Raw genomic sequence first — 21,167 nt, forward strand, 5'->3', positions numbered from 1 at the left:
CCACACGCTCCAGCGTGGGAATGCAGTTCATGACGCTCTGCGTCGTCAGAGGACGCGGAGCGTCCGGACCGGTATGCCCACGCGGAGCATGGGCACGATGGTGTTCGCCGGGCCGCCTGTGGGTGCAATGGTGGTTCAGCTCACCCTGAATTTCCCCACCAGTGTCTGCAAGTGAGTTCCCAGTCTGGCGAGTTCGACGCTGGAGGCTGCGGTTTGCTCGCTGGCGGCGGCGGTCTGTTCGGAGATATCGCGTACGCTGATGACGTTACGGTTGATTTGTTCGGCAACCACGCTCTGTTCTTCGCTGGCGGTGGCGATTTGTTCGTTCATGTGCTGGATGGTCGCCACCGTGCGGGTGATCTGCTCCAGCGCGCTTCCCGCGCGGCGGCTCAGTTCAACGGTGTTGTCAGTCAGGGTGCGGCTGTTGTCCAGCGTGGTTGCTACCTGCTGAGTGCCGGTTTGCAGTGCGGCGATCAATTCCTCGATCTCTTCTGTGGACTTTTGCGTGCGTTGCGCCAGGCCGCGTACCTCATCGGCGACCACTGCAAAACCACGCCCGGCTTCACCGGCGCGAGCTGCCTCAATGGCCGCATTCAGGGCCAGGAGGTTGGTTTGCTGCGAAACCGACTTGATTACGTCGAGAACGCCGACGATCTTGTTGCTTTCCAGCTTGAGTTCGCTCATCGACTGGGTAGAGTTCACCACCTCGCGAGCCAGTTGCTCGATCTGACTGATTGCCCGCCCTACAACCTCGTCACCGCTGCGGGCCTGTTGGTCCGCCTGAGCCGCGGCCTGGGAAGCCTCCTGAGCATTGCGCGCGACTTCCTGCACCGTCGCGGCCATTTCATTCATGGCCGTGGCCACCTGGTCGGTTTCGTCTTTCTGACTGGTGACCCCGATGCAGGTCTGCTTGGTCACCGCTGACAACTGCTCGGCCGCGCTGGCGATCTGCGATACGCCCTCGCTGATACCGCCGACCAGCTCGCGCAGGCTGACCGTCATGGTCTGCATACTGGCTTGTAACTGACCCATTTCGTCACGACGGGTCACCGACATGTCCCGACTCAGATCACCCTGAGCGATGCGTGCTGCGACAAGCAGCGTCTGCTGTAACGGTACGGTGATCTGCCGGGTCATGACCCAGGCGGCCAGCAACCCGATCAGCAGCGCCAGGCCCGCAACACTGCTCAGGGTGGTGCTGGAATTGACTGCTTCGCTGTCGCGCTGAGCGGTTTGCAGACGGTTCAACGCGGCGACCGAGTCCAGCAACTGATCGCCGAGACTTCTCATAAGTTCCTGGTCCGCCTCGGCTTTGGTCTGTATCTGTTTGAACTCGTTGAGCCTTTCCCGATAGCCTTGCAGGGCTGTAGTGGCGGCTGCCAGGCCCTGAAGGCTTTCACTGTCCTCGTCCTGCCCGATCTGCCCGATTTCCTTGAGCGCTTCGTCGATGGCGACAATGGCTGCGGCTTCATCGGCATCGCGAGTGGTGAAGGTGTAGGCCTGTACCTGATAACGAGCGATCTGCACCTGCTGCCTGAGCTGCGAAATGTTGGTGAATTCCTCCATCCGCTCAGTGCTGTCCTGTTCCTGGCTTACGCTCTTGAGCACCTCACTCTCAACCAGTGCGATGGCCTGCAAGGCCTGCTCTGACGTCTGCTCCAGGCGGGTGCGTACCTGGTTACGGGTTTGACGGTTGGCCCGGACGTCAGCGAAGGTTTTCTCGAGTCTGCTTACCGTCTCAAACTGTCCGTTGAGCAGCGTAGTGGTTTCCGCCTCGAGGCTCTGTCGATGCAGCGCTGTGAGCTGGGCTTTCATTTCGTTGAGTTTGTCTGTCACCAATGCCGTGCTTTCTGGCGTCTTTTCCACGCGGTCGGTGATGCGTTCGGCGCGCAGGTCTTTAGTGAGGCTGTTGAGCTGGGCAATGTCCGAGAGCGACTCGGAGCGGTCGATCATGGTGTACAGGCCATGCCAGCCGGTCAGTGTGATGATCAGCGTCAATAGCAGCACCAGGCCGAAACCCAGGGACAGCTTGAATCTGACGTTCATGTTGCCGAGCGCGTGATTGATCAGTCGGAACATTGGAATCTCCTGCAATGAGCGAACAAAAGCATGTTCCAGGTGAGTCAGAACATGCGTTGTGAGCGCATCGGCGTGGTGATTCATTGCGTGACCTGAGAAGGTCGTAGGATATTTCCGAGCACGAAAGAGGGGTGAAAGGTGTCACGTTTTTGCGGGAAAAGAAGCCCGCGCTCAGTGCTGGCGCGGGCTGGATACTGCAAGGTCAGACAGTAAAGCGACTCACCAGCAACTGCAGATGGTTGCCCAGTCTGGCCAGTTCGACACTGGACGCCGCGGTCTCTTCGCTGGCCGCAGACGTCTGTTCGGACACATCGCGGACATTGATGATGCTGCGGTTGATCTCTTCGGCGGTGGCGCTCTGTTCTTCGGCGGCGGCGGCGATCTGCTGATTCATCGCCTGGATCGCCGAGACGGTTTTGGTGATGCTTTCCAGCGATCCTCCGGCCCGACGAGTCAGTTCAACGCTGCTGGTGCTCAGCTCGCGACTGCTGTCCATGACCGTTGTGGCCTGCTGTGTGCCGCTTTGCAGGCCGGCAATCAGTGCTTCGATCTCTTCGGTGGATTTCTGCGTGCGCTGCGCCAGACTGCGCACCTCATCGGCAACCACAGCAAAGCCCCGACCGGCCTCACCGGCGCGGGCTGCCTCGATAGCGGCGTTCAAGGCCAGCAGGTTGGTCTGTTCGGCGACCGATTTGATGACGTCCAGCACGCTGCCGATCTTGTCGCTTTCCTGTTTCAGCGCGCCCATCGCTTCGCTGGAGTTGCCCACCGCGGAGGCAAGACGTTCGATTTGCGCAATGGCCTCGTTGACCACTCGTTCGCCATCACGGGCCTGACGGTCTGCCGCCACTGCTGCTTCCGAGGCTTCCTCGGCGTTGCGCGCAACCTCCTGAACCGTTGCCGTCATTTCATGCATGGCGGTGGCGACCTGATCGGTCTCGACCTTCTGGCTGTTGACCCCGGCACTGGTCTGTTCGGTCACTGCCGACAGTTCTTCCGCTGCGCTGGCGATCTGGGTCACGCCATCGCGAATTCCACCCACCAGCTCGCGCAGGCTGACGGTCATGCGCTGGATCGTGCTTTGCAGCTTGCCCAACTCGTCCTTGCGATCGACCCGCAAGTTGCGACTCAGGTCGCCGGAGGCAACCCGCTCAACCACTTCAAGGGTTTCCTGCAAGGGTGTTGTGATCTGGCGAGTGATTACCCAGGCTGCCAGGATGCTGATCACCAAGGCAAGAGCGGTGGCCACCGCGATCATCAAAACAGATTTGTCGCTGTCTGCGTCGCGGCTTTTGTTCTGCCTGGCGATCATGTCATCGCTGATGGCCAGCATGGTGGTACCCAGCGCGGTCATTTTCTCCAGCGCGGTCTTGCTGGCGGCTTGCGCGTCCCGATACTGGCCTACCGCAGCGCGGTAGCCTTTGAGCCCGACAACGGCCTGTTGCAGCAGCGGCAGGTACTCGGAGGAAATGTCACCGGCCAGGGTGTTGATCCCGGTAATGGCTTCATCGATGGCCTGGTTGGCGTTCTTTTCGAAATCCGGACGGCCGCTGTAGGTGTAACCGCGAACCTGGAAGCGCGCCTGCTGAATCAGCTTGCTGACACCGACAATGCCGTTAAAGGCGAGGATGTTATCTGCCTTGAGCAGCTCGGCTTCAACCTTGTTTGCCTGATCCACCGCCTTGTCAGCGTTGTCGCCCATCTGGCTGCGGCTGATCTCGCGAGCATCGATAGCTTTGGTCATGTCAGCGAACGACTGGCGGTATTCGCGAGCGGACTGAATCTGACCATCGAGTAACTGGATGTTTTCAGGCGAGCGCAGCAGATTTCGCGCGCGCACCAGTGCGGCATCAAGTTGGTCCAGGGTCTTTCTGACTTCGGCCGCGCTTTCTGCGTTGAACAGGTCTTCGTAACGGGTGCGGTCGATGCGTAACTGGAGCGTAAGCTCGTTGATTTCTGCAATCGCGGTGACACGATCGCCACGATCGATCAGTGCCTGGTTACTGAACCAGCCTGTGGCCGAGATCATCAGGGTCATTAGCATGACCAGACCAAAGCCGATTCCCAATTTCAGGCTGACACTCGCATTGGCGAGATGTTGAGATAACCCACGAGACATGACCACTCCTTAGATGTCTGTTCTTTTACGAATGCACTTACATCGGCAGCGCATCAACTAACTGAAGCGACCTGGTTGATGTAAAAGAGTCTAGAACAGACGAGCGAGAAGGGCTGTTACTGCAGTTTCGACGCGCAGAATGCGCTCGCCAAGTTGCACAGGCTGCAAGCCGGATTGGCGCAACAAGTCGACTTCATAAGGGATCCAGCCGCCTTCGGGGCCGATAGCCAGCGTGACAGGCTGGTTAACCGCGCGCGGGCAGGCAGGCAAGTCACCGGGGTGGCCGACCAGGCCCAGCGTACCGGCAGCCATGTGTGGCAAACGGTCTTCAACGAAAGGCTTGAAGCGCTTTTCGATGACGATTTCCGGCAGCACAGAATCGCGTGCCTGCTCCAGCCCAAGAATCAACTGCTCGCGAATGGCCTCGGGCTCCAGAAATGGCGTCTGCCAGAAGCTTTTTTCAACCCGGTAGCTGTTCAGCAGGATGACTTTCGGCACCCCCATGGTCGCGATGGTCTGGAACACCCGGCGGAGCATCTTGGGGCGTGGCAGTGCCAGTAACAGGGTGATGGGCAGTTTTTCCGGCGGGGCGCTATCCAGCGAAACACGCAGCTCTGCTTCATGAGGCTCAAGGCGCAGCAGTTCGGCGCTGCCCAGCAGGCCATTGATGCGGCCGACGCGCAGACTGTCGCCGATCTCTGCGCGATGCACCTCCTGCATGTGCTTCAGGCGGCGGTCACGCAGGACCACCCGGTCAGCCGCAATGAAATCGGCTTCCTCAAGCAACAGCAGGTTCACGGTGTGGTCGCGGGCGGCTGATCCTGCTTTTCAGCGTCCTCGGCCTGATCGTCCGGATGTTCGCCACGCTTCTTGATCATCTTGCTGCACAGTACGCCCAGCTCGAAGAGCAGCCACATTGGCACCGCCAGCAGCGTCTGCGAGAAGATGTCCGGCGGCGTCAGGATCATGCCGACCACGAAGCAGCCGATGATCACGTAAGGGCGGATCTTCTTCAGGTATTTGACGTCGACGATGCCGATCCACACCAGCAACACCACGGCCACCGGGATTTCGAAGGCCACGCCGAAGGCGAAGAACAGCGTCATCACGAAGTCCAGATAACTGGCGATGTCGGTCATCATCGACACGCCTTCTGGTGTAACGCTGGCGAAGAAGTGGAAAATCAGCGGGAAGACCAAAAAGTACGCGAAGGCCATGCCTGCGTAGAACAGGATGATGCTCGACACCAGCAATGGCACTGCAACGCGCTTCTCGTGCTTGTACAGGCCTGGCGCGATAAAGCCCCAGATCTGGTGCAGGATGACCGGCATGGACAGAAACAGCGCGACCATCATGGTCAGCTTGAACGGCGTGATGAACGGCGAGGCCACGTCGGTGGCGATCATCGTCGCGCCTTCAGGCAGGTAGACGCGCAGCGGCGCCGAGACCAGTGTGTAGATCTTCTGCGTGAAGTAAAACAGACCGGCAAAAATCAGGAACACTGCCGCGACACAACGCAACAGACGTGTACGCAGCTCGGTGAGATGCGAGATCAGCGGCATTTGCTGATCGTTTTCCGGGATATCAGCGCTCATGGTGCTCGCGGTGGCAATGACGAATCGTGGGCGGGAGGCGTCGGGACCGGTGTGCCGGCGTCAGCCGGTTTCGCGGTTTTCTCCAGCGACAGCTCGGTCTTCGGCGCCGCAGGTTGTGCCGGGCCGATTTCGTGGTGTGCGGCTTCATCGTGCGCGGGGCTTGCCGCTTCGGCTGCTACCGGTGCGGGCGACGGGTTTACCGGCTCGGAGCCGTTCTCGGGCGGCGGATTGGGCGCGAACATTTTGCGCGCTTCGTCTTCCAGCGAAAGAATGTGCTCGTTGTGCAGCTGCCGACGAATTTCGTCGGCCCCGATTTCACGTTCAACTTCCTGTTTGATCGCATTGAAGCTGCGCTTCAACCGGCCGATCCATAGGCCTGCGGTGCGTGCCGCACCCGGCAGGCGCTCGGGACCCAGTACCAGCAAGGCAACCAGGCCGACAAGCAGCAGTTCAGAGAAGCTGATACCGAACATGGGCTTAAACCTGGTCTTTGCGGATCGGCTCGTCGACTTTGTGCGCCTGCGCGTCGATGGTATGCGGCTGGTTCAATGGCGAGCCCTGAGGGGCAGCCTGTGCCTGCTGTGGCTGAGGTGCAGGCTGTTCGGCTGGCTTGTCGTCGTCATTCATCGCCTTGCGAAAGCCCTTGATCGACTCACCCACGTCGCTGCCCAGACCCTTGAGTTTCTTGGTCCCGAAAACCAGTACCACGACGATCAGGATGACGATCCAGTGTTTCCAGTCAAAAATACCCATGAAACAGTCCTCGTAAAAGATTTCAAGCTTGAAAGGGGAGAGCGTTATTCTGCCGTGCGGGCGGCTTTTTCCGCGTGGCCGGACAAGCCGAATCGGCGGTCCAGTTCATCGAGCACGGCTTGTGGGTGCTGACCCAGCGCTGCGAGCATCACCATGCTATGAAACCACAGGTCAGCGGTTTCATAGATTACGTCGCTGCAATCACCGCTGACTGCAGCGTCCTTGGCAGCGATGATGGTCTCGATCGATTCTTCGCCGAGCTTTTCCAGAATCTTGTTCAGGCCCTTGTGATACAGGCTGGCGACGTAGGAACTGTCGGCAGCAGCGTCCTTGCGTGATTCCAGCACCTCAGCCAGGCGGGATAACGTATCAGTCATGTTCAGTGGCCTGCTGAGTAAATAGCGTCAGGATCTTTCAAAACCGGGTCGACGGTCTTCCAGCCTGAGTTTTCGTACACTCGATAGAAGCAACTTTCGCGGCCGGTATGGCAAGCGATGCCGCCGATCTGCTCGACCATCAGGATAATGACATCGGCATCACAGTCCAGGCGCAGTTCATGGAGCTTTTGCACATGACCTGATTCTTCACCTTTACGCCAGAGTTTGCCACGCGAACGCGACCAATAGATGGCACGGTTCTCGGACGCCGTCAGGCTCAGGGCCTCGCGGTTCATCCAGGCCATCATCAATACCCGGCCGGTCTTGTGATCCTGAGCAATTGCAGGCACCAGACCGTCGCTGTTCCAGTGAATCTCGTCCAGCCAGTCTTTCATATCTACTCCGGCAGCCGGCGTTCATGCCCGGCGGATTGAACAGTGTGCCAGCGCCATTCGCTGCTGGCTATCGGCGAACGATCAGATACAGCCCGGCAATCAGCATGATCGCCGCTGGCCAAGCGGTGAGCGTCAGCAGTTGTGTGGCTGCCTCGCTCATCACCCAACCCTGTATCGCGCCACCTACCAATAACGCTGCACCGATAAGCCGCAGGACCGGCTCGTCCTTGCGCTCCTGCCAGGGACGTGGCGGATCCGAAGCATGCGGGCGAGACATACGCTCCAGTAGATCGCGGGTCATTCCCGCGATATGCGGCAGTTGCTCGACCTGTGATTGCAGATTGCCCAGCAAGGTTTTCGGGCTGACCCGCTCACGCATCCAGCGCTCCAGATAAGGCTGCGCGGTGCTCCACAGGTCCAGATCAGGGTACAACTGACGACCCAGCCCCTCGATATTGAGCAGGGTCTTTTGCAGCAGAACCAATTGCGGCTGGACTTCCATATTGAAGCGGCGCGCGGTCTGAAACAGGCGCATCAGCACCTGACCAAAGGAAATATCCTTGAGCGGCTTCTCGAAAATCGGCTCGCAGACCGTGCGGATTGCAGCTTCGAATTCATTGAGCTTGGTCTCTGCCGGCACCCAGCCCGAATCAATGTGCAGCTGCGCAACCCGACGATAATCACGCTTGAAGAAGGCAAACAGGTTACGGGCCAGATAATCCTGATCTTCCGGCGTCAGGCTGCCGACGATGCCGCAGTCGATGGCAATGTATTTCGGGCTCCACGGGTTGACCGTGCTGACGAAAATATTGCCGGGGTGCATGTCGGCGTGGAAGAAACTGTCGCGAAATATCTGGGTGAAAAAGATTTCCACGCCGCGCTCAGCCAGCAGTTTCATGTCGGTGCGCTGGTCGGCCAGCCCGGCCATGTCGGTGACCTGCAGGCCGTAGATACGCTCCATGACCAGCACTTTGGGGCGGCACCAGTCCCAGTAGACTTGTGGCACGTAGAGCAGGTCCGAGCCTTCGAAGTTGCGACGCAACTGGCTGGAGTTGGCGGCTTCACGCAGCAGGTCCAGCTCGTCGTAGATGGTTTTTTCGTAATCCATCACCACCTGCACCGGGTGCAGCAGGCGTGCATCGGCTGACACGCGTTCGGCCATGCGGGCAAGGATGAACAGCCACGCGAGGTCCTGGCCAATGACCGGCTTGAGACCTGGGCGTACCACTTTCACCACGACTTCTTCGCCGGTCTTCAAACAGGCGGCATGCACCTGGGCAACCGAAGCAGACGCCAGCGGGGTTTCGTCAAAGCGACTGAATACGTCGCAGATACGTGCGCCCAGTTGTTCTTCGATGAGATTGATGGCCACCTGCTGGTCGAACGGCGGCACGCGGTCCTGCAGCAGCATCAGTTCGTCGGCGATGTCCTCGGGCAGCAGGTCGCGCCGAGTAGACAGCAGTTGCCCGAACTTGATGAAAATCGGCCCCAGGTCCTGCAATGCCAGACGAAAGCGTACGCCACGGCTCAGCTCGGATTTACGCCGTGGCAGCCAGCGCCAGGGCAGCACGAAACGCACCGCGAGCATCCACCAGGGCAGGGGCAGGGCGAACAACAGGTCATCAAGGCGATAGCGGATAACGACACGTTGAATGCGAAACAGACGGCGGACGGCAAGCAGCTTCATGCGTTATCGCTGGTATTGAGGGAGTGGGCGAGGCGGGCAAAGCGCGCCTCGAGACGGTCCAGATCGAGTTTGATCTGATCGAGTTCGGCGAATCGTGCTTCGGCTTCGTGCTTACCCACCAGCGTACGCGATTCTTCGCTGAGGTAGTCGGCAACGTTCTGGCTGAGGCTGGTGAAACTTTCACGTGTCCAGCGTCCACTGCTACGCAGTCGGCTGCTGAACAACTGAGTGGCCACCGGGCCGACCCAGTTGGACAGTTCATGTTCCCAGTCCAGTTCCAGGTCCTGAAGAATGCCGACCAGTTCCAGCAGTACGCCACTGTCACCGTCCAGCTCGACGTCGGGGCCATGCAGCACGGCGGTCTTGTCCTTGCTCAGGGCCAGACGCAGCAGGCTGGAGGCTGGCGCACGCAAGGTGCAGTCGGCGTCGGCAGCCCAGTCTGCGGCCAGCAGCAGACCTTCGTCACTGGGCAGGATAAAGATTTTCAGGGACGGATCGCGACAGTCCACGGCAATGACATGCCCGGACAAGCGCGCCATACGCGGTAGCGCGGTGCTGTCCAGGCGCAACACGCGATTGATGCCGTGCTCGATACTGGCGAGCAGCCCCCGGAGCAACATCAGGGTTTGATACCGCGATGCAAGGCCACGACGCCCGCCGTCATGTTGTGGTAGGTCACACGGTCAAAACCGGCTTCCACCATCATCGACTTGAGGGTTTCCTGGTTGGGGTGCATGCGGATCGATTCGGCCAGATAGCGGTAGCTTTCCGAGTCATTGGTGACCAGTTTGCCCATCAACGGCATGAACGCGAACGAATAGGCGTCATAGGCCTTGGACATGAGCTTGTTGGTCGGCTTGGAAAACTCCAGCACCAGCAGGCGTCCACCGGGCTTGAGCACGCGCAGCATGGAACGCAGAGCGTCTTCCTTGTGCGTCACGTTGCGCAGGCCGAAGGCGATGGTCACGCAGTCGAAATGGTTGTCCGGGAACGGCAGCTTCTCGGCGTCGGCCTGGACAAACTCGACGTTGCCCGACACGCCAAGGTCCAGCAGGCGGTCACGGCCGACCTTGAGCATGGAGGCGTTGATATCAGCCAGTACCACCTGGCCGGTCGGGCCGACCAGGTTGGAGAATTTGCGGGTCAGGTCGCCCGTACCGCCGGCAATGTCGAGCACGCGGTTGCCGGTACGGACGCCCGAAAGCTCGATTGCAAAACGCTTCCACAGACGGTGCATGCCACCGGACAGCAGGTCGTTCATCAGGTCGTATTTGGCTGCAACCGAATGGAAAACCTCAGCGACTTTTTCTGCCTTCTGGCTTTCCGGTACATTTTTGTAACCGAAGTGAGTCGTAGGTTCGGCATCGCTGCCTTTGCGCTGATCGTTCATATCGCTTCACCGGAATAGAGTGCGGGCCATTCTAATCGCCAGGGCCGGCTTTGTCTTGACAAGGCTCACCGGCAACGCTTTCTTGGATGCAGGCGGGTCTATATAGTTGCGCCGCATTTCATCTGATCATCAAGGAAGCCTGCATGGCCAAGATAACCGTTGAACGCCCGCACGCACTGGGCCGGGAAAAGGCTCGCGAGAGGGCCGAGCAACTGGTCGAGAAGCTTTCCGACAAATACGGACTGGCGCACGAATGGGCAGGCGATACCGTAAAACTGGAAGGCAAGGGGGCCAAGGGCAAGGTTGAAGTCGAAGACGCGTTGATCCGTATCAACATCGAGCTGAACTTCATCCTGTCGGCCATGAGCGGCTCCATCAAGACTGAAGTCGAGCGCGTCCTGGATAAAGCACTGGCCGCCTGAGTCTTCGCCCTAGGGTGAGCATTCTAATTTTTCTCCGTAACGTTGCGCTTATGCCCATAGCTGGGCGGTTCCTTCAACTTTCGAGCATGAGGTGCACCATGGCCAGAGCGAACACGAAGAAAAACATCGAAGACCAGCAATCCTCCACGCTTTCCGACGTCAGGCTGTATGCCCGCAAGATCTGGCTGGCCGGTCTGGGAGCCTATTCCAGGGTCAACGAAGAAGGCACACAGTACGTCAGGGACCTGATCAGGACTGGCGAGCAGGCCGAAAAGGAAGTCGTCAAAACGGTCGATGAGAAACGTCTTGCGGCCAACAGCGAAATCGACTCGATCAAGGGCGAGGTGTCTTACGCCAAAGGTCGTGTAGAGGCGCAACTCGGCAGAATCGAGAGTGCTTTCGACCGTCGTGTCGCAAAAGCCTTGAACCGCATCGCAATCCCGTCTAAACATGATGTTGACACGCTCTCTGCCAAGCTCGACGAGCTGACGGCATTGCTTGAACGTGTCGTGCCTAAAAAGCTTGAACGCTCCGGGTCGAAACGATTCGAACGTTCAGAGTCTGGACAATAAGGAGAGCAGGATGGCTGGCAAGAAAAAAACCGACAAAGACGGCAGCTCATGGATTGGTGAGGTCGAGAAATACTCTCGCCAGATCTGGCTGGCGGGCCTGGGCGCTTATTCCAAGATAAGCAATGACGGCAGCAAGCTTTTCGAGACACTGGTCAAAGACGGCGAGAAAGCCGAGAAGCAGACCAAGGTCGAGGCGCAGAAGCAGCTGGATGAGGTCAAGGACACCGCCAAGACCGCCAAGTCGCGGGTCGGTGACGTAAAAGACCTCGCGGTGGGTAAATGGAATGAGCTGGAAGGGGCCTTCGACAAGCGCCTGAACAGTGCCATTTCGCGTCTGGGCGTGCCGAGCCGCAATGAAGTTCAGGCGCTGCACAGTAAGGTCGACCAGTTGACCCGGCAGATCGAGCTGTTGACGGGTGAGAAAGCCAAACCGGTCGCTTCGCGTACTGCTGCGGCCAAACCTGCGCCGAAAACTGCGGCAAAACCGCTGGTCAAGGCCGCGGCTAAAACCGTCGCCAAAACAGCGGATAAAACGGCGCAGAAAGCCGCAGCGGCCAAGCCAGCAGTCAAGAAAGCTGCGGCCAAACCGGTCGATGCAGCCAGCAAGGCCGCTACTGCCACCGCCAGCAAGGCCAAGACAGTTGCCAAACCAGCTGCGGCGAAGAAACCAGCAGCCAGAAAACCGGCTGTCAAGCCTGCCGCCAAGCCCGCTGCATCGGCGACTCCGGCAACCGGTTCGGCCCCCGCTGCATCAGCCCCGACCGCTGCACCGGCAACACCCGCCAGCCAGTCCTGACAGACAGCTGTAACATCGAAGCCCGGCCTGCCAAGCAGCCCGGGCTTTTTCATATACCCGAACACCTCTCCTGCCAATGCTTCTGGCCGAAGGCCGTGGGAGCGAACTTGTTCGCGAAGGGTCCTGTACATTCCGCGAATATGTATCGCCTGAACCACCGTTTTCGCGAACAAGTTCGCTCCCACAAGGGGTTGCGTTCAGCCTGTCGATGCGTTTTCTTATCGTGCCCGGGTTTACCTGCTCAGATACTCCATCGCCAGCTGTTCGGCTGCCTGCCTTGAGGTGGGCAGCAGGTGTGGGGTCACGAGCATCATGATCTGGTAGACCACCACCCGCACATTACCCTCGCGACCCAGAATGCGTTGGTAATCCAGTGAAAACAGCAGATTCATGGTGATCTGCTCCACCAGCTGCCCCAGCGCCTGGGTTTCGCTGACCAGTTGCCCTTGCGATTTCAGACGGGCCAGCAGTGAGGCGAGGGTTTTCTTGATCGAGTTGAGCAGGTTGCGAATGCCGCGGGCCAGCTTTGGCAGCCGTCCGGCGAGGTTGGACAGGTCTTGAAACAGGAAACGATAGTGCGACAATCGCTCGACAATCAGGTGCAGAAACATCCAGTAGTCTTCGGCCTCAAGCCTGGCATCCGAAGGCGGATCGAGCAGCGGTGCCAGCTCTGCCTGGAACCGCTCGAAAAGACTCAGAATCAACGGCTCCTTGCCATGAAAGTGGTAATACAGATTACCGGGGCTGATACCCATTTCATTGGCGATTTCCAGCGTGGAAACATTCGGCTCGCCCTGCTGGTTGAACAGCGTCAAGGCACATTCAAGGATACGGTCGCGGGTTTTCATCCAGTCTTCTTGTTCACAAGTCAAAGGGCCGGCTTTGCCTGATCGGGCAGGGCGCAATCCAGCGTTTCAGCGCACATGCACATAGGTCCCGGGCGCGGCCTCCATGGGCGGATAAGTAGCGTTGCCCAACCCCATCCTGGTGTCGTGCTCGGCCCCGGAATGCTCCTGAACCCATTTCAGCCAGTTCGGCCACCAGCTGCCGTCATGATGCTGCGCGTCGTAGTACCAGGCGCGCGGGTCGCTGCTCAGCTTGCTGTTCTCGACATAGTTGGCTTTCGGGTTGCCCGGCGGGTTGAGAATGCTCTGCACATGGCCGCTGTTGGACAGCACGAAGCGCCGCTCACCGCCCAATAGCAGCGTAGAACGGTACACTGCGTCCCATGGCGTGATGTGGTCGTTGATGCCAGCGATGCTGAAACTGTCCACCGTGACTTTCTGCAGGTCGATGGGTGTTCCGCAGACCTCCAGGCCGCCCGCATGGCTGAGCGGGTTGTGCTTGAAGAAGTCCAGCAAATCACCGTGCAACGCAGCGGGGAGGCGCGTGGTGTCGTTGTTCCAGTAAAGAATGTCGAACGGCGGTGGCGATTTGCCCAGCAGGTAATTGTTGATCCAGTAAGTCCAGATCAGGTCATTGGGGCGCATCCAGGAAAACACCCGATTCATCTCGCTGCCCTCCAGTACGCCGCGCTGATAGGAGCGGCGCTTTGCAGCTTCAAGGGTTTGCTCGTCGATAAACAGCGTGGCCGGGCTTTCGATCTGGCTGTCCAGCAGGCTGACCATATAGGTTGCGCTGGCCACGCGGCGGGTTTGGCGCTTGGCCTGCAAGTGCCCCAGCAACGCGGCAACGGTCAGACCTCCCGCGCAGGCGCCCACCAGATTGACCTCGCGTGCTGCGCTAATCGCCCGGCAGATATTCATCGCCTGCTCGGTCGCTTCAACATAACTGGACAGCCCCCACTCCCGATGACGGACATCCGGGTTGCGCCAACTGATGACGAAGGTCTGCAGGCCGTTCTTGAGCGCATATTGCACAAAGCTGTTGGTTGGGCTGAGGTCGAAGATGTAGAACTTGTTGATCTGCGGCGGCACGATCAGGACCGGTCGGCTGAACTGCCTTTCGCTCATGGGCCGATACTGGATCAGCTCGAACATTTCGTTGCGAAACACCACCGCACCGGGCGTGGTCGCTACGGTTCGGCCTACCTCAAAAGCGTCCTTGGTGGTCTGGCTGGGCAGCCCGCTGTTGTGCAACAGATCATCGGCCATGTGGCTCAGGCCCTTGATCAGGCTGGTACCACCCGAGTTGAACAGCTCTTTGACGGCCTGCGGGTTGAGCAGCGTATTGGAAGGGGCCAGCGCATCGTTGATCAGTGTGAACAGAAAGTGCGCCCGCGCCCGGTCTTCAGTGGACAGATCGCTGTCATCGATCCACTGCCTGACCTGATGCTGGCAGCTGAGATACACCTGCAAACCCCGGCGATAAAGCGGGTTGAGGCTCCAGGTCGGGTCAGCGAAGCGGGGGTCTTTGGGATTGTGCGGATAGGGTGTTTCGCCCAGCACCACCACCCGCCCCAACTGCTTGCCCAGCGCCAGAGCGTGGCGAGCACTACGAACCGGGTGCCGCAAACCCTGGGCTGCGACGTTACGCAAGGTAGAAAACAGGTCTCGCCCGCGCAGGCCGATGATGGCGCTCTGCGCGTTGATGAAGTTTGTGGGTGCAGCGCTGGCAACCTTCGCCGATTTTTCTTGCATGAGGGCAACACTCCTTCGTCAGGCAACTCATGGGTTGGCGCCAGTCCGCTTGCGAAGGGGCTGGCGTCGTTCTGCGCGGTTGAAACTCCGTTGTGTTGCGCAGTGGGTGACGCTGTTTCTCTCGGGCTGCTCACATTGCCGGGCGTGTTGGCGCTATCAGCGCGTTCTGGGCGGCGTTGGCTGTGGGTGCATGACTGCGCGCTGCCGTTCCTGTTGCAGAAAACCCATGATGATCGGTGCCACGGCTTCGGCGCGCGTGATCAGGAACAAATGCCCGTCATCGATTATGTGTAGCTGGGCATTGGGTATTCGCCAGGCCAACAGGCGCATATTCACCAGCGGAATCAGCGGGTCGTCATCACCGGCCAGAACCAGAGTCGGCTGGTGAACCTTGTGCAGCCAGTGAATGCTGGTCCAGCCCATGCCCGCGAACAATTGCCAGTAATAGCCCAGCTTGCCGGACGAGCGCACCTTGGCAGCATGATTGGCCGCCAGATTGGGATCGCGTCGAAACGCGCCGCCGTAGATCTCCGGTGCAATACGGATCACATGCGACGGCTGAATGTAGCGACGCGGGCTGGCCATCAACCACAGCACGCGAGGCTTGCCCGGCACCATCGCCATGCCTGCCGACGTGGCGGCCAGCACCAGTTTCTTGCAGCGCTCCGGGTAGTCATGAGCGAACTGCTGAGCCAGCGCCCCGCCCCACGAAACACCGATCGCATTGACCTGCCCGTAGTTGAGGTAATCGAGCATGCGCGCTGCGAGCTTGGCCAGTCCCGGAAAGCGATAAGGCCGATTGGGTGTCGACGAACCACCGACCCCCGGCACATCGAAGGCGATGACTTCCAGGTCCGGGTCCAGTGCTTCAACAAACGGGAACACCAGTTCCAGGTTGGCACCGATGCCGTTGAAGATCAGCAGCGGTGTCAGATGGCTCTTGCCTGGGCGCACCGCCGTACGAATAGTGTGTCCGTTCAGGTCGATGGAGCGAAAAACAAACGGTTGCGGCATGCGCTAAGCCCTGTTGATTTAACCGCCGGGAACGCACCCCGGGTTTTTTCAAGACTGACGGGTCTAACGCTCGTGAACATAGGTTCCGGGCGCTGCCTCGGCTGCCGGATAGGCTTTGTTGCCGAGCCCGGCAGGCGCCTTTTTCAACTTGCCCGAGCGCGTGGCCAGCCACTCTTGCCAGTGTAGCCACCAGGAATCGGTGTGCTTGGTAGCGTTTTCCTGCCAGGCCGCCGGATCTGCTGGCAACTCGTCGTGAGTCATGTAACGCGACTTGGGGTTGCCCGGCGGGTTGAGGATGCTCTGGATATGGCCGCTGCTGGACAGTACAAACTCGGTCTTGCCTCCAAACAGCCGTGCTGATTTGTAGCAGGACGCCCATGGCGTGATGTGGTCATTGGTGCCGGCCAGGCAGAACACATCGGCCGTGACCTGTTTGAGGTCGATCGGCGTGCCGCAGACTTCCAGCGCGTTGGCGCGGGTCAGCGGGTTGTTCTTGAACATTTCGATCAGGTCGCCGTGAAAGGCGGCGGGCAGGCGTGTGGTGTCGTTGTTCCAGAACAGAATGTCGAAGACTGGCGGCTCGTTGCCCAGCAGGTAATTGTTGACCCAGTAATTCCAGATCAGGTCGTTAGGGCGCATCCAGGCAAACACCTTGGCCATGTCACGACCTTCCAGCACACCCGCCTGATAGGAATGACGCTTGGCAGTTTCCAGGGTCTGCTCGTCGACGAACAGCGCGACCTCGGTATCCAGCGTGGTATCGAGCACGCTGACCAGCAGGGTCATGGCGTTGACTTTCTTTTCGCCCAGGGCTGCGTAGTGGCCCAGCAGCGCTGTGCAGGTAATGCCACCGGAACAGGCGCCCAGCATGTTGAGGTCTTTGCTGCCGGTGATCGCCAGTACCACATCGACCGCTTCCTTGAGCGCTTCGATGTAGGTCGACAGCCCCCATTCGCGTTGTGCCTTGGTCGGGTTGCGCCAACTGATGATGAAGGTCTGCACGTTACTGCGCAGGCAGAAGCGCGCCAGGCTTTTTTCCGGGCTCAGGTCGAAGACATAAAATTTGTTGATCTGCGGCGGGATCACCAGCAGCGGTCGCTCGTGAACCTGCTCGGTAATCGGCTTGTACTGGATCAGTTCCAGTACGTCATTGCGAAACACCACGGCCCCCTCGGAGGTGCCCAGGTTCTTGCCAACCTCGAACGCGTCCATGTTGACCTGGCTCGGCATTCCGCCGTTGTTCACCAGGTCCTTGGCCAAGTGCGACAGGCCATCGAGCAGGCTTTTACCACCGGTTTCAAAGAAGCGTTTCACGGCGGCCGGGTTGGCGGCAGAGTTGGTCGGTGACATGGCCTCGGTCATGAGGTTGATCACAAAGTGCGCGCGACTGATGTCTTGCGGGGTGAGATCACTGCCACCGATCCAGTCATGCAGTTCCTTGCGCCAGGCGAGGTAAGTCTGCAGGTAACGGCGATACAGCGGGTTCTGGCTCCAGGCCGGATCAGCGAAGCGGCGGTCTTCCGGTGTTGGCTGCAAGGCAGATTTGCCGAAGATCACGTTGCCGAGTTCGACGCTCAGGTGTGCGACGTGCTTGATGCTGTGGATCGGTTGCTTGAAAGCCTGACGCAAAACCATCCGCGCGGTGCTCAGTAAATCCTTGCGCCGCAGGCCAACGACCGGGTTGAGGCCCAGGGTGTGCTCGGAAGCCTGGCGCTGCAGGTCATCGTCTTTCGCGTTACTCATCTACGACGCTCCATTGTCTTGATGCGAACACTGACATTCCTTGCCCGTGAACCAGTGACACAGGCGGTTAGCCAGCACTACTGCTCGTGTAACTCATGCCTTGCAGGCTGTTTCTCGCATCGACTTCGATGCAGGGAACTTGCCAAGGTTATTGGTTACGCGAGATTTCAAAAAATCGCAAGCAGCGTCAGCCACTCATTGGCCGCTGCGCGGAACATTGAAACAAAAACGATTAGAAAGCGCGTCCTAAAACGGCGAGCGGTGAGGCTGCACGGGTTTGAATGTTCTGTGCGGATCGCGCGGGCGGCAGGGGTCAGAGCATCAGCTTGATGACTTGCTCGGAGGGATCGCGGGATTTGCCGGCTTTTTTCAGCTCTTGCAGATAGTCCTCCCACAGGGACTCCTGGCGTCTTGCCAGTTCGTACAGGTACTCCCAGGTGAACAGTCCTGAGTCGTGGCCATCATCAAAGGTCAATTTCAGTGCATATTGCCCAGCCGGCTCGACCTTGCTCAGACCGACGCCCAGTTTGCCGAATTGCAGGATCGGCCTGCCATGGCCCTGAACCTCGGCAGAAGGGGAATGCACCCGCAGAAATTCGGCGGGCAGATGATATTCCTCATCCGGCGCGTACTTAAGCGTCAGGGTTTTGGAAGCTTTGTGCAGCTGGATGGCGGTGGGGAGCATTGAAAGCAGCCTCAAGGAAGAGCAGCTACAAGCTACAGGCAGAAGCAAAAAAGCTGCAAGAGTGGAGAACCTCTTGCAGCTTGTAGCTAACCATTTGCAGCTTTAAAGGATATACCGCGAGAGGTCTTCGTTTTCGGCCAGATCGCCCAAGTGGCTGTTGACGTATTCTGCATCGATTTCAATCGGTGCTGCGTCAGGGCTGATAGCCAGATCGCCAGCGCTGAACGAGACTTCCTCAAGCAGACGCTCAAGCAGCGTGTGCAAGCGACGGGCACCGATGTTCTCGGTTTTCTCGTTGACCTGCCAGGCAATCTCGGCAAGACGCTTGATGCCTTCAGGCTTGAACTCGATCTTCAGGCCTTCGGTCTTGAGCAGTTCACGATACTGTTCGGTCAACGACGCATGTGGCTCGCTGAGAATGCGTTCGAAGTCCTGCGGCGACAGCGCCTTGAGTTCAACGCGGATCGGCAGACGGCCTTGCAGCTCGGGCACCAGATCACTTGGCTTGCTCAAATGGAACGCGCCAGATGCAATGAACAGGATGTGGTCAGTCTTGACCATGCCCAGTTTGGTATTCACGGTGCAGCCTTCGATCAGCGGCAGCAGGTCGCGCTGTACGCCTTCGCGGGACACATCGACACCGCCCGAATTACCGCGCTTGGCAACCTTGTCGATTTCGTCGATGAACACAATGCCGTGTTGCTCGACCGCTTCCAGCGCCTTGGCCTTCAACTCTTCGTCATTGACCAGACGGCCCGCTTCTTCTTCGCGTACCAGCTTGAGCGCGTCCTTGACCTTGAGTTTGCGGCTCTTGGTCTTGCCTTTGCCCATGTTGGCAAACAGGCTCTGCAGCTGATTGGTCATTTCTTCCATGCCGGGCGGCGCGGAGATATCGACACCTACGGCTTCGTTGATCTCGATCTCGATTTCCTTGTCGTCCAGCTGGCCTTCGCGCAAACGCTTGCGGAACAGCTGGCGGGTGTTGGAATCGTTGCTCTGCGCCGGGTCTTCGTTGAAACCGACACGGGCAGGCGGCAACAGAGCATCAAGAATACGGTCTTCGGCCGCATCTTCGGCGCGATGGCGAACCTTGATGATTTCCTGTTCACGCAGAAGCTTGATCGCCGCATCGGCCAGGTCGCGGATGATCGACTCTACATCGCGGCCTACGTAGCCCACTTCAGTGAACTTGGTCGCTTCAACCTTGATGAACGGTGCATTGGCGAGCTTGGCCAGACGACGGGCGATTTCGGTCTTGCCGACACCGGTCGGGCCGATCATCAGAATGTTCTTGGGCGTCACTTCAACGCGCAGCTCTTCGGGCAGCTGCATGCGGCGCCAGCGATTGCGCAGGGCAATGGCGACGGCGCGCTTGGCATCGTCCTGGCCGATGATATGGCGGTTAAGTTCGTGGACGATTTCGCGGGGAGTCATGGACATGGTAATTCACGGTCCTCTGGTACGGTCAAGCCGAAGGGGCCGCAGACTGTGCGGCCCGGCAAGGGCTTAGCCAACGAGGTCCTGCTCCTCAATGGTGATGTTGTGGTTGGTGAACACGCAAATGTCGCCAGCGATATGCAACGAGGTCTCGGCGATTTCACGTGCCGACAGGTCGGTCTTGAGCAGCAGGGCGCGTGCGGCGGCCTGAGCGAATGCGCCGCCGGAGCCCATGGCAATCAGGCCGTCCTCGGGCTCGACCACATCGCCGTTGCCGGTGATGATCAGTGAGGCGTCCTTGTTGGCGACTGCCAGCATTGCTTCAAGACGGCTCAGCGAGCGATCGGTACGCCAGTCCTTGGCCAGTTCGACAGCTGCACGAACCAGATGCCCCTGGTGTTTTTCCAGTTGGGCTTCGAAGCGTTCGAACAGCGTGAATGCATCGGCGGTCGCGCCAGCGAAGCCGGCGATCACTTCACCGTGATACAGGCGGCGTACCTTTTTGGCGTTGCCTTTCATGACGGTGTTGCCCAGAGAAACCTGGCCGTCGCCAGCCATGACGACTTTACCGTGGCGGCGCACTGAAACGATGGTGGTCAAGGGAGAGTCTCCACACTGCGGGGCGAAAATGCCCTGATGCAAACTCATATGGGGGTGTGGACGAGTATTTCAACCTTGAGGATAAACAGCGGGGATAACTGGCAGCTGACTGCCGGAGGCATAAATCTCCGGCAGTTGTAACGGCCTCTTCGTGAGCAAGCTCACTCCCACCTATAGCGCAGAGCGCTTTGCGCGCTCTGTTTCAGCTAGCGGCTCTGGCGCTGTTGCAACAACAGGTTACTAAATCCACCGCTTGCCAGTTGTTTCTGGGCGGTGGTCAGTTGTTCGCGGTTGCTGAACGGGCCGACCAGTACGCGGTACCAGGTTTCATCCTTCACAGTGCCTGACTCGACGGTAGACGTCTGGCCCAGCAGGATGATCTGCGCGCGGACTTTCTCGGCGTCAGCCTGTTTGCGGAACGAGCCCGCCTGCAGGAAGAACGTCGTCACCGCTGCCGGCTTGGTCGTGGCAACCGGTGGTGCTGGCGGAGGCGTCAGGCCGCTGAGTGCTGCCTGGGCGCGTGCCGTGTCGATCTTGGCAGCCTGTTCCGGCGAGACCGGTGCGGTCGGTGCCACAGGCGGCGGGGTCTTCTCCGGCACGGCTTCGTTCGGCACGATTACTTCCGATTCCGGCAGCAATGTGTAGAAGTCGTACTTCGGCTTGACCGGAGCCGTTGGGCTCGGTGGTGTTTTATTCGCCTCGGCGATCTTCGCGGCCTTGGCGTCCGCCTTGACCCGTTTGACGTCTTCGCCGCCCGGTTCAAGCTTCATCAGAAAGACCACGAACGCGCCCACGGTCAAGCCAATCGCCAGCCACAACCATCCTGGAATCGGCTTCTTCGCGGGTGCCTGATAACGGCTGGCGCCCCGCTTGGGTGCCGGTTTCTTCTTCGCAACTGCCAAC

22 protein-coding genes and 1 pseudogene are annotated in these 21,167 nt (G+C 59.2%); 3 read left to right on the top strand and 20 right to left on the bottom strand.

Annotated features, from left to right (window positions below; translation table 11 throughout):
- Positions 1-135: 135 nt before the first annotated feature.
- The 12 genes and pseudogenes from RYB09_RS27145 to ubiE form a co-directional block, all read right to left on the bottom strand.
- Positions 136-1,011, bottom strand: coding sequence for a methyl-accepting chemotaxis protein (locus RYB09_RS27145; protein ID WP_371912912.1), 876 nt, complete (start codon positions 1,009-1,011; stop codon positions 136-138).
- Positions 994-2,163 (bottom strand): annotated as a pseudogene (locus tag RYB09_RS27150) (methyl-accepting chemotaxis protein); the annotation flags it as partial. The gene RYB09_RS27145 and the pseudogene RYB09_RS27150, both read right to left, overlap by 18 nt.
- 118 nt (positions 2,164-2,281) lie before the next feature.
- Positions 2,282-4,117: a methyl-accepting chemotaxis protein gene (locus RYB09_RS04110; RefSeq protein ID WP_410478296.1), complete on the bottom strand. Its 1,836-nt coding sequence runs from the start codon at positions 4,115-4,117 to the stop codon at positions 2,282-2,284.
- 171 nt (positions 4,118-4,288) lie between these two features.
- Entirely contained in the window at positions 4,289-4,996 is a 708-nt protein-coding gene (locus tag RYB09_RS04115; RefSeq protein WP_058402814.1) for a 16S rRNA (uracil(1498)-N(3))-methyltransferase, read from the bottom strand.
- The gene (gene tatC / locus RYB09_RS04120) at positions 4,993-5,793 is read right to left on the bottom strand and encodes a twin-arginine translocase subunit TatC (RefSeq protein WP_058402815.1); all 801 of its coding nucleotides are present in this window, start codon (positions 5,791-5,793) and stop codon (positions 4,993-4,995) included. Before tatC ends, RYB09_RS04115 begins: the two co-directional genes overlap by 4 nt.
- Positions 5,790-6,266 carry a Sec-independent protein translocase protein TatB gene (tatB, locus tag RYB09_RS04125; RefSeq protein ID WP_058402816.1) on the bottom strand — a complete coding sequence of 159 codons (477 nt, stop codon included), beginning with the start codon at positions 6,264-6,266 and terminating at the stop codon, positions 5,790-5,792. The genes tatC and tatB overlap by 4 nt, the downstream gene beginning before the upstream one ends.
- A gap of 4 nt (positions 6,267-6,270) precedes the next feature.
- Positions 6,271-6,546: a twin-arginine translocase TatA/TatE family subunit gene (locus RYB09_RS04130; RefSeq protein ID WP_002551630.1), complete on the bottom strand. Its 276-nt coding sequence runs from the start codon at positions 6,544-6,546 to the stop codon at positions 6,271-6,273.
- Positions 6,547-6,590: 44 nt separating this feature from the next.
- Positions 6,591-6,923: a phosphoribosyl-ATP diphosphatase gene (locus RYB09_RS04135; protein ID WP_002551631.1), complete on the bottom strand. Its 333-nt coding sequence runs from the start codon at positions 6,921-6,923 to the stop codon at positions 6,591-6,593.
- Positions 6,924-6,925: 2 nt separating this feature from the next.
- Entirely contained in the window at positions 6,926-7,318 is a 393-nt protein-coding gene (hisI, locus tag RYB09_RS04140; RefSeq protein WP_002551632.1) for a phosphoribosyl-AMP cyclohydrolase, read from the bottom strand.
- Positions 7,319-7,385: 67 nt separating this feature from the next.
- A complete protein-coding gene (gene ubiB / locus RYB09_RS04145) occupies positions 7,386-9,005 on the bottom strand; it encodes a ubiquinone biosynthesis regulatory protein kinase UbiB (RefSeq protein WP_057401435.1) in 1,620 nt (539 codons plus the stop codon).
- Complete coding sequence (locus RYB09_RS04150) at positions 9,002-9,625, bottom strand: SCP2 domain-containing protein (RefSeq protein WP_058402817.1); 624 nt, start codon at positions 9,623-9,625, stop codon at positions 9,002-9,004. The genes ubiB and RYB09_RS04150 overlap by 4 nt, the downstream gene beginning before the upstream one ends.
- Positions 9,625-10,395, bottom strand: a complete 771-nt coding sequence (ubiE, locus tag RYB09_RS04155; protein WP_002551635.1) for a bifunctional demethylmenaquinone methyltransferase/2-methoxy-6-polyprenyl-1,4-benzoquinol methylase UbiE — start codon at positions 10,393-10,395, stop codon at positions 9,625-9,627. The genes RYB09_RS04150 and ubiE overlap by 1 nt, the downstream gene beginning before the upstream one ends.
- A 143-nt stretch (positions 10,396-10,538) precedes the next feature.
- On the opposite strand from ubiE, the gene RYB09_RS04160 reads away from it, so the two are divergent.
- The 3 genes from RYB09_RS04160 to RYB09_RS04170 all read left to right on the top strand — a co-directional run bounded on the left by RYB09_RS04160 (position 10,539) and on the right by RYB09_RS04170 (position 12,185).
- On the top strand, positions 10,539-10,817 hold the full coding sequence (locus RYB09_RS04160) for a polyhydroxyalkanoic acid system family protein (protein ID WP_002551636.1): 279 nt from the start codon (positions 10,539-10,541) through the stop codon (positions 10,815-10,817).
- A 98-nt stretch (positions 10,818-10,915) separates the two neighbouring features.
- On the top strand, positions 10,916-11,389 hold the full coding sequence (locus tag RYB09_RS04165; RefSeq protein ID WP_005778662.1) for a phasin family protein: 474 nt from the start codon (positions 10,916-10,918) through the stop codon (positions 11,387-11,389).
- 10 nt (positions 11,390-11,399) lie between these two features.
- A complete protein-coding gene (locus RYB09_RS04170; RefSeq protein ID WP_058402818.1) occupies positions 11,400-12,185 on the top strand; it encodes a phasin family protein in 786 nt (261 codons plus the stop codon).
- A 233-nt stretch (positions 12,186-12,418) separates the two neighbouring features.
- On the opposite strand, the gene RYB09_RS04175 is transcribed toward RYB09_RS04170, so the two are convergent.
- The 8 genes from RYB09_RS04175 to RYB09_RS04210 form a co-directional block, all read right to left on the bottom strand.
- Complete coding sequence (locus tag RYB09_RS04175) at positions 12,419-13,033, bottom strand: TetR/AcrR family transcriptional regulator (protein ID WP_316887574.1); 615 nt, start codon at positions 13,031-13,033, stop codon at positions 12,419-12,421.
- A gap of 66 nt (positions 13,034-13,099) precedes the next feature.
- Positions 13,100-14,785: a class II poly(R)-hydroxyalkanoic acid synthase gene (phaC, locus tag RYB09_RS04180; RefSeq protein WP_316887575.1), complete on the bottom strand. Its 1,686-nt coding sequence runs from the start codon at positions 14,783-14,785 to the stop codon at positions 13,100-13,102.
- Positions 14,786-14,941: 156 nt separating this feature from the next.
- The gene (gene phaZ / locus RYB09_RS04185) at positions 14,942-15,799 is read right to left on the bottom strand and encodes a poly(3-hydroxyalkanoate) depolymerase (RefSeq protein WP_004654231.1); all 858 of its coding nucleotides are present in this window, start codon (positions 15,797-15,799) and stop codon (positions 14,942-14,944) included.
- Between the two features lie 63 nt (positions 15,800-15,862).
- Positions 15,863-17,542, bottom strand: coding sequence for a class II poly(R)-hydroxyalkanoic acid synthase (phaC, locus tag RYB09_RS04190; protein WP_058402821.1), 1,680 nt, complete (start codon positions 17,540-17,542; stop codon positions 15,863-15,865).
- Positions 17,543-17,855: 313 nt separating this feature from the next.
- Positions 17,856-18,227 carry a gamma-butyrobetaine hydroxylase-like domain-containing protein gene (locus tag RYB09_RS04195; protein WP_002551642.1) on the bottom strand — a complete coding sequence of 124 codons (372 nt, stop codon included), beginning with the start codon at positions 18,225-18,227 and terminating at the stop codon, positions 17,856-17,858.
- A 102-nt stretch (positions 18,228-18,329) separates the two neighbouring features.
- The gene (hslU, locus tag RYB09_RS04200; RefSeq protein WP_002551643.1) at positions 18,330-19,667 is read right to left on the bottom strand and encodes an ATP-dependent protease ATPase subunit HslU; all 1,338 of its coding nucleotides are present in this window, start codon (positions 19,665-19,667) and stop codon (positions 18,330-18,332) included.
- A 66-nt stretch (positions 19,668-19,733) separates the two neighbouring features.
- Positions 19,734-20,264: an ATP-dependent protease subunit HslV gene (gene hslV / locus RYB09_RS04205; RefSeq protein ID WP_002551644.1), complete on the bottom strand. Its 531-nt coding sequence runs from the start codon at positions 20,262-20,264 to the stop codon at positions 19,734-19,736.
- Positions 20,265-20,470: 206 nt separating this feature from the next.
- Complete coding sequence (locus RYB09_RS04210) at positions 20,471-21,166, bottom strand: SPOR domain-containing protein (RefSeq protein ID WP_002551645.1); 696 nt, start codon at positions 21,164-21,166, stop codon at positions 20,471-20,473.
- Between the last annotated feature and the right edge of the window lies 1 nt (position 21,167).

Source organism: Pseudomonas syringae group sp. J254-4 (assembly GCF_032586855.1).
GTDB lineage: Bacteria > Pseudomonadota > Gammaproteobacteria > Pseudomonadales > Pseudomonadaceae > Aquipseudomonas > Aquipseudomonas amygdali.

Bases quoted from the DNA above. Each gene is read 5' to 3' on its own strand.
- RYB09_RS27145 (WP_371912912.1), bottom strand. From the start codon at position 1,011: ATGCAGACCATGACGGTCAGCCTGCGCGAGCTGGTCGGCGGTATCAGC.
- RYB09_RS04110 (WP_410478296.1), bottom strand. From the start codon at position 4,117: ATGACCCTGATGATCTCGGCCACAGGCTGGTTCAGTAACCAGGCACTG.
- tatC (WP_058402815.1), bottom strand. From the start codon at position 5,793: ATGAGCGCTGATATCCCGGAAAACGATCAGCAAATGCCGCTGATCTCG.
- tatB (WP_058402816.1), bottom strand. From the start codon at position 6,266: ATGTTCGGTATCAGCTTCTCTGAACTGCTGCTTGTCGGCCTGGTTGCC.
- RYB09_RS04130 (WP_002551630.1), bottom strand. From the start codon at position 6,546: ATGGGTATTTTTGACTGGAAACACTGGATCGTCATCCTGATCGTCGTG.
- RYB09_RS04135 (WP_002551631.1), bottom strand. From the start codon at position 6,923: ATGACTGATACGTTATCCCGCCTGGCTGAGGTGCTGGAATCACGCAAG.
- hisI (WP_002551632.1), bottom strand. From the start codon at position 7,318: ATGAAAGACTGGCTGGACGAGATTCACTGGAACAGCGACGGTCTGGTG.
- ubiB (WP_057401435.1), bottom strand. From the start codon at position 9,005: ATGAAGCTGCTTGCCGTCCGCCGTCTGTTTCGCATTCAACGTGTCGTT.
- RYB09_RS04150 (WP_058402817.1), bottom strand. From the start codon at position 9,625: ATGTTGCTCCGGGGGCTGCTCGCCAGTATCGAGCACGGCATCAATCGC.
- ubiE (WP_002551635.1), bottom strand. From the start codon at position 10,395: ATGAACGATCAGCGCAAAGGCAGCGATGCCGAACCTACGACTCACTTC.
- RYB09_RS04160 (WP_002551636.1), top strand. From the start codon at position 10,539: ATGGCCAAGATAACCGTTGAACGCCCGCACGCACTGGGCCGGGAAAAG.
- RYB09_RS04165 (WP_005778662.1), top strand. From the start codon at position 10,916: ATGGCCAGAGCGAACACGAAGAAAAACATCGAAGACCAGCAATCCTCC.
- RYB09_RS04170 (WP_058402818.1), top strand. From the start codon at position 11,400: ATGGCTGGCAAGAAAAAAACCGACAAAGACGGCAGCTCATGGATTGGT.
- RYB09_RS04175 (WP_316887574.1), bottom strand. From the start codon at position 13,033: ATGAAAACCCGCGACCGTATCCTTGAATGTGCCTTGACGCTGTTCAAC.
- phaC (WP_316887575.1), bottom strand. From the start codon at position 14,785: ATGCAAGAAAAATCGGCGAAGGTTGCCAGCGCTGCACCCACAAACTTC.
- phaZ (WP_004654231.1), bottom strand. From the start codon at position 15,799: ATGCCGCAACCGTTTGTTTTTCGCTCCATCGACCTGAACGGACACACT.
- phaC (WP_058402821.1), bottom strand. From the start codon at position 17,542: ATGAGTAACGCGAAAGACGATGACCTGCAGCGCCAGGCTTCCGAGCAC.
- RYB09_RS04195 (WP_002551642.1), bottom strand. From the start codon at position 18,227: ATGCTCCCCACCGCCATCCAGCTGCACAAAGCTTCCAAAACCCTGACG.
- hslU (WP_002551643.1), bottom strand. From the start codon at position 19,667: ATGTCCATGACTCCCCGCGAAATCGTCCACGAACTTAACCGCCATATC.